We start from the raw sequence: 7,346 nt of genomic DNA on the forward strand, positions 1-7,346 counted from the left end.
CTGTTAGAGTCTGGGATTAAAATGCGCTAGCCGTGGTGCTACCTGTATCGCGCAGTTGATAAGCTGGGTAATACCATTGATTTCATGTTAACTGAAAAATGGGATGAAGAGGCAGCCAGGCGCTTCTTTAATAAAGCCATCAGTCAGCACGGCTTACCTGAGAAGGTAGTCATTGATAAAAGTGGGAGTAACAGCGCAGCTCTGGATACATTGAACTGGCAACTCTGGTTTTCTGGAATGGCTAGTTGCCTTATAGAAGTTAGCCTAGTGAAGTATCGGTCGCGGTAGGAATGGTCATTACTGACCCCCCCGCACAGATCCGGACGTGCGCTACTAACGCATCCGGCTCCTACCTCGAGTATTTGGCGTAAAAGCGCTGTTCCGGATAAGGATTTACAATCCTAGGTTTTGGTAGCCAATATCTCACATAGTATTTAAATCGAGAGGTGCCTCCCATAAGTTGGACACAGATCTTCATTTCTTAGAAGAATAATCCATATATTTTAAGTTAAGAACTAAAAATGAAGTTAATCACTAACCAGAGCACGATATCGTCCTAAAGGATATAGAGGATATTGTGAAGAACGATTACTTAGTGATTTGCTCCATGTTGATTCAGATACACCAAGTTGCTTCCAAAGTGGTTTATTATCGAAGTGTTTGAGGTGATTCTGCGTATTTAAAGTATATACCGAGGCAATACCAGTTAAGAATGACACTGTATTCCATTGGCGATTTGCATCACTCCCAGCTTCCGTAGCTAATAGTGCAACAAAACCTGTAACGTGAGAAACATCCGTAAATCGGCCTGATAAATAACCTACTGGGTCAGATTTGATATTTTTTATTGGGTTTAAAGACTTACCACCAAAAGCGCCAAGCGCAGAACTTCCAAAATGAAAGCATCGCATTGCTAAGTCACTATCGTGAGAACTCTTCCCTAAATGATTCATAGTATTAAAGGCAATGCCAGAAGAAGCACTAGAAATCCCAGCCACAATGCTCGCTGCAGTAAATAAAGCTTCCCGCACACTGATGCATTTACTATATAATATTTCCTTCCTTTGCCACTTGGAAATCTTTCTGTATACCCTGCCTTTTAGAATCTTTCTTCCTAGCTGTGCTGCTCCTTTAAGACCATACCCCACCCCTGCAATCGCTAATGAAAAACCCAGTATCTGACCTACTATTTGTAACCCCTTTGAAGCGTTGGGTTGCATTGACAGAGCGGTAACGGTCGAAATAGGCACAGATGCAAACTCAGCCACTGCTGATTTAGCAATTGCAAGGCCTAATTGTACCCCTGCTTTTGGCGCGGCGGCGGCAATCCCTATTCCACCAGTTATAAAGCCAATCGCAGCTCCAATCCCAACTTGCTTCCAGTCAAACTTATGCTCAGGATTTATCGCCATATGAATACCTTCTGCGGCAGCAGATATAGAGGCTCCTACAACGGCACCAACAATAGCACCAATCAATATACTGAGTAGAGCAAAGTGGCCACTCGGATCTCGCTGGTTAACTGGGTCACCTAAGCAATAGGCATAGCCATTGATACCACCTCGACCAAAAGGGCTCTGGTTGTCTTGAGCGTTAAAGCACATCAGGGTTGGACTATACATCCGGTAGCCATTCCCTAGAGGATAGAGTTTGGTCGCAGGGTCTTGACGTACGCCATTGAATCCCAACTGATTATCACGAATAACACTCGAATCAAGAGAAGAAGACGACGCAAATGTTGATAACAAGGGAAATGTGGCGCCCGTTGCAGCAAGGGCCGATAGGCCACCTGACTGCTTTAGAAATCTTCTTCGGCTATGCTGAACGACTTTTGGTTTGTTAATCATAACAATTACCCCTCTCCATATGGTGTATAACTGCGAGTTTTCTTGTCTCGGATATCGGAATCTTCAGAGGTTGACAATGACTCAAGCACGCTTCCCTGACTGTTGCCCAATAGTAACTGATGATGGACATTGTTAGCATCATCATGAATACTTCGGCCAACAAGGCCGGGGGCAATGTGATGGTAACTAGAATGTGTCTCCTCTGACATTTCATTCACTAACGTCCCCTTACTGTAGAAAAGGTAAACTAATTGTTCCTCCACAGTTTGAGAGACCATTTGCCCTTCCCCATCGTATTGATATTTAGACAGCTTCTTTCCATTAGCATTATCAACCGAGGTTAACTGGCCTAACTCATTGTAACGGTATACATTTCCTTTCTCATCATTCAGCATGTTCCCCGCAACGTCATAGTTCAATTCCACACTGGATGGATAACTATTATGTGTGTTGGTGACTCTCACTAGCTGGACAGGATTGGTGGGATTATACGTATACTCTGTGGTGTTCGTCGTACCATCATTAAAGTGGCTTATGACCTCCGTGATATTTCCATACAGGTCATGGCTGAATACCTGCTGAATTAAATGCTCACCATACTCATTAGAAGGCATATTGGGGCCTGTGCAAGAATAAGTTTTCAGGCGTGCAAGTTCATCATAGACGAAAGTTTCATCTGTTGTGCCCAGCACATCTGTATAGACTCTTTTGTCCAACTGAAGGTTGCTATTATAAGTTTGGAGAATGCTAAACTCTTCCACACCATTAAACTTAGCCACTCGCTGGGTTTCTATACCGATGTTGTTAAATATCAGTTCAATAACTGCCGTATCCGCACCACGCTCGGTAGTGTATCTCCTGGCACGACTATAGTTGTCATACTCGATATGTGTTTTTGTCTCGACACCAGATACATATTCAGTAATGAAGTCTGGTCGCCCCAATGTGTCATACCCATATTCGTTATGATTACCGAAATAATCCCTACTTTTTAGCAACCGTCCTCGTAGTGAATATTCTTCACTTGCCTGCCTAATTTCACCATCATTAAGCTCAACTTCATCGATTTCTATTCGGCCATAGGAGTCTCTGGTAACGGTACGTCTGCATCCCTGATTTAAATTACTGATTGGCAGTGCCGTTTGAGGGTCAAAGCTATAATTACTGCTGAGTTCGGGTTTTCCTTGCACAGACACTGCCTCAGTAACTTGAAGGTTAGCATTATTTACCATATCAATAACGCTACTATTAGATAAAATCGCACTACTTGGTTGATTAGAAGCTCCCGTATAGTGATACGAATTGACTGCCCCATTAACGGTTTCACTCATTAAGCGACCTAATCCATCATAATTTCTGTCGCCAAGGGTTACACCATTGACCATTACGCTGTCCACTAGGCTTTCAGAAGTAAATTCAGGATAAGAATAAGACTCAACGACACTTTGTCCATCAATCACCCGCTCAACTTCTTTGAGCCGATCAAACACATCGTAACGATATTTTGTGATTTGTCCTTGAGTATTTATTATGCTGCGAAGTTTCCCAAACGCATCATAGTGATACTGAGTTCTGGCAAGCCGATTCCCCGTAATATCTGTTGTCTCTTTCTCGACTTCTAAGCCAGATAAGTTATAAGTTGTCGTTTCTGTTAACAAACCAACCTGTTTATGTTCTGTCGTCAGTGACACCGGATTTTGTTCAATGATTTCTTGCCGTCCATCTTGGTGATATATTTCCTTTACTTCACCATTGACGTCGTATTTAAACTCCGTAGTAATACTGATTTTATCCCCATTAAGCCAGTCGGTATCTACTGTTGACTTTAGTTGGCCATATTCGTTATAAGTCATGGATTGCACAGTATAGAGTGCATTACCATGTGACTGTATTATGGCAATGGTTTTACCCGCATTGTTATATTTTGTGACTTCTATATTTCCTTTCGGATCAGTTTGGGTGACTGTATTATTGCCGTCACCAACTGTGTAATGGAATGATGTCGTGGCCATGTAGTCCGTGTCTGGCGCCACTGTGATAGTTTTTTTTCTTCCAAGTGAATCATAAGTTATCCTAATACTAGACTCACCCTCTGTGACTTTTTCTATTGGTAACCCCAAAAGATAGTCTATTGATACAGAGGAGGTTTTTGTTAATCCATCATGAGCTAAGGCCGTTGTTGTCGTTTTAAGCCTGTCGGTTAGAAGCTCATAATTAGTCCTAACCTTCTGCTCGTAGCCATTTACACTGGAAACCAGTTCTTTTATTTGTCCATAGAGACGGGGCTGTTCACTATTGGTGTAATAACTCAAGGTATCCTTTTGATTCTCATCACTTTCAGTGGCTAACACAATAAAGTACTGATTCGGCTCATCTAGCCTTGCTAATGATGTGTATGTGTATTTTGTGATAAGGGGGGGCTCCCCATATTGGACCGTTGCCGGAATGAACCGTTCTTCTTTGAGCTGGGAGACCATCCCGTAAGGGTTTGCGGGACACGCACCTTCTTCCCCCTCTGGAGGGTAATAAATATAGATTTGCTTAGAGCCATCGACTTCTTGAATTAAAGTAGGATTTGCGTAATCATCATACTCGTATTGCTTAGTCAAAGATCTTGAATTACCATCATAATAATGAGTGGTCGTCTGCATCTTAGGTAAGCTGTAGGTAGCAGGTTGTTCTTCTATACTTTTATTGAGGACAGCGTAATACTCATATTGGTCTTTTCTATAGAGAACATTATTATCGTAGCGCTTCTCGAAATCTAATAAGTGATATTTGTTGTAACTCCGAACTATTTTTTTCGAATTATTAATGATCTCTGTGGTGGTGTAAGTGTAGTTTGCTGATGATTTGAATAATGTATCTTCGCCTTGGATCCATACTCTTTCACTGGCAAATCCTAGATAATTTTTATCTGAATAGTCGTATTCTGTCAGCTGAACAGGTTGACTGCTATCAAAAGCAGGGGTGACACGATGAGTTTGAATAAATGGAATTTCTGATAAAGGGGATCCTGAAGGTAGGGAGTGACCATTGTCTAGATACCACATCTCTTCAATCAATCCAGAGGGGTGAGTTACCTTTTCTATGACATCATAGTTTGAGCTCTCTATGTACCTATAATCGAGCTCTATCGAAGGAAATTTTTCATCTAAATTTATACTGGATAAGCGCCGATAGCTCCCGTTTCCGCCTTTATTAAGAGTGATCGTCTGTAGCGTTAATTCATTATGTTTGTGGATGATATCGACCTTGTCGCTCTCTTGACTCCAGTCAAATAGTATCTCGCGCCCAGCATTGTCATAAATTCGATTTATCCGCCCCGTCCAAGAATCATAGCTAAAATAAACCTCTTTCCCATCCGGTGAAACTATTTTATTTAATCTCCCAGTAGTTTCACTCAAACACTCATACCCTCCCTCTTTGTTAACCACCTTTAACTCTTCCGATTCACTTAAGTATGTGATTTTTATATCTTTAATTTTCCTGTATGGTATTTCGTACTCATTACTACTCCAAGGTTTGTATATCCGAAAAGACTGGCCTGTTGAAAGGTTTATAGTTTCTGAGGTTTCATTGTATTGGCTTAGAGATAATGACCAACCCCTACCAAAACCGATATCTTCTGAGCTACCTGCACTATACGATAGCGCAATAGGAATACTAGGACCTGAAAGGTTATGTGACAACAAACGGGCCAGCGGGATAGTTATAGAATACATCCCCGTCCTAACATCTACTCCAGAGGTAAGGTGTTCAATAAAATTATTAGCATTAGATTCAATATTCATCACTTGTCCTTGTTTTAAATACCGTTACAGGTTTATATAAAATGAGCATATACCCAAACTACTTCAAGATGAAAATTCAGAGCTTCGCCCGGATGCTAGAGTAAGGTGCAACATAATGAGAGTGGTTATTCCCTTTTCAAGTGTTGAAACGCAACGCTAGCTTTCGGGCTAAACTCCAGAAGAGAAAGGCGCTAAACGATGATCTTCGTTGTTAAAAAGTTGTGATTTAGAGTGACTAGACCATCAACTTTCTTCCTAGAATCTCATCATTTATCGGCTTGCTGATTTTTGCTACTTGAGATAGCTTGCTAGAAACCATGTTCTAACCAACCTAGTTAATGAAAACTATAATAAACATTTCCCCATTCATCGTCAGGGTTTGAGTGTCTCGATAGATTTAGAATGCCGTCGTTACCATAGTTGTCACGAAATGCTATGGTTGAACAATGTATTGTCCAACTTATTAAAGGGTTTACATATGTATTTTGATTATCTTGGCCATTAAGCCAAGCGAAGACGATGCTATTGGTTGTGTTAAAATTTAGGCTTACTGTATCTCTCCAATAGCTACCATTTGAGTAGCTAAAATTTGAACTTACCACACCTTGATTGGGGTAGAATAAATACGCTGCACTAAATTTACGAGCGTTGCTATATGGATGTTCAGGCCCATTGGTCGATGAAACTAAATATCTTTTACCATTGTTTACCAGGGAAGTGTTGCAACCACCAACATCTCTGATTTCACGATTGTTTCTCAACGTAAACCTATCATTAGATATTGCATAAGAAGCCCCAGTGTTCCCATACCATTCTCGGTTTCTTGAGTGATCTAAGTCCTCAATACCATAATTAATTTCCTGGAGAACAATAACACTAACAAGTCCATTATTTGTATCTCCTTCACAAGTCGACAATGTTTCATTATTTCCATAGGTATTTGAAACTTCAAGTTCTGCGCATAATGTAATGTCAGCATCACTGTTTAGTGTAGAGAGATAAAGCGGTATTGTCGTAAGGTTTTGCTGTCTTGTCCTAAGGGTTTGATAACTGTTTGACATGTTATGATCATACCCATTATCAATTGAACTCACTACCCAATAGCTTGGAAGGTTATTATTTATATAAGCTTCTTTTATCACAACATTATCAACCGTATATCCATCAGGGATATTGCTATATGATACATTCAATTTTGCCTGCATTCTCCCATTCGCATAAATAGTTGCAACTGCTGAACCAGAAGCTGTTCTTATAGTTAAAGAAGGGGTATTAAATTGAGCTTGACATATAGAAGGTGACAACAAAGTAATTATAGATACTGTAAAAATATTCGATTTCTTTAAAAGATGCATATTTAACTCCATTTAAATTAAAATACAACTCAAGTTCTATAAAGTGCAGTTTTATAAATTAATTTCAACTTCAGAAACAATTTAATATTATTGGCTCTATTCCATTTTATTGTTGTCCCCCATATGTAAATTGGAAAATTTATTATAAGCCTGATACTTATTCAAAAAGGCTTCCTACGATCGCGTCTAGATCGTTCAATAATAAAGAGTTAAAAGAAGAAGAACAAATCACCTGCCGAGGGAAATTCCAACGGTTATGATCTTTTTGGTTCTGTCGCATCTTCGGAAAAAGGCTGAATGCTCAGCTCTACAGGTACATTTAGGCAGCTAAAGAATAAAACTGCTCCCAA

3 protein-coding genes and 1 pseudogene are annotated in these 7,346 nt (G+C 40.2%); 1 reads left to right on the top strand and 3 read right to left on the bottom strand.

Annotated elements, in window-relative coordinates:
• Positions 1-33: 33 nt before the first annotated feature.
• A pseudogene (locus G337_RS26650) lies at positions 34-288 on the top strand (DDE-type integrase/transposase/recombinase); the annotation flags it as partial.
• 239 nt (positions 289-527) lie between these two features.
• Here the strand turns inward: G337_RS26650 and G337_RS27880 are convergent.
• From G337_RS27880 to G337_RS0118205, 3 genes are all read right to left on the bottom strand, one after another.
• Positions 528-1,847, bottom strand: coding sequence for an RHS repeat-associated core domain-containing protein (locus G337_RS27880; protein WP_084605486.1), 1,320 nt, complete (start codon positions 1,845-1,847; stop codon positions 528-530).
• A gap of 5 nt (positions 1,848-1,852) precedes the next feature.
• Complete coding sequence (locus G337_RS0118200; protein ID WP_037027969.1) at positions 1,853-5,641, bottom strand: hypothetical protein; 3,789 nt, start codon at positions 5,639-5,641, stop codon at positions 1,853-1,855.
• A 335-nt stretch (positions 5,642-5,976) separates the two neighbouring features.
• A complete protein-coding gene (locus tag G337_RS0118205; RefSeq protein ID WP_028865152.1) occupies positions 5,977-6,996 on the bottom strand; it encodes a hypothetical protein in 1,020 nt (339 codons plus the stop codon).
• Positions 6,997-7,346 lie beyond the last annotated feature (350 nt).

It is taken from the genome of Psychromonas aquimarina ATCC BAA-1526, from assembly GCF_000428725.1.
GTDB lineage: Bacteria > Pseudomonadota > Gammaproteobacteria > Enterobacterales > Psychromonadaceae > Psychromonas > Psychromonas aquimarina.

Coding starts and splice junctions, on each gene's coding strand:
- G337_RS27880 (WP_084605486.1), bottom strand. CDS start 1,847: ATGATTAACAAACCAAAAGTCGTTCAGCATAGCCGAAGAAGATTTCTA.
- G337_RS0118200 (WP_037027969.1), bottom strand. CDS start 5,641: ATGAATATTGAATCTAATGCTAATAATTTTATTGAACACCTTACCTCT.
- G337_RS0118205 (WP_028865152.1), bottom strand. CDS start 6,996: ATGCATCTTTTAAAGAAATCGAATATTTTTACAGTATCTATAATTACT.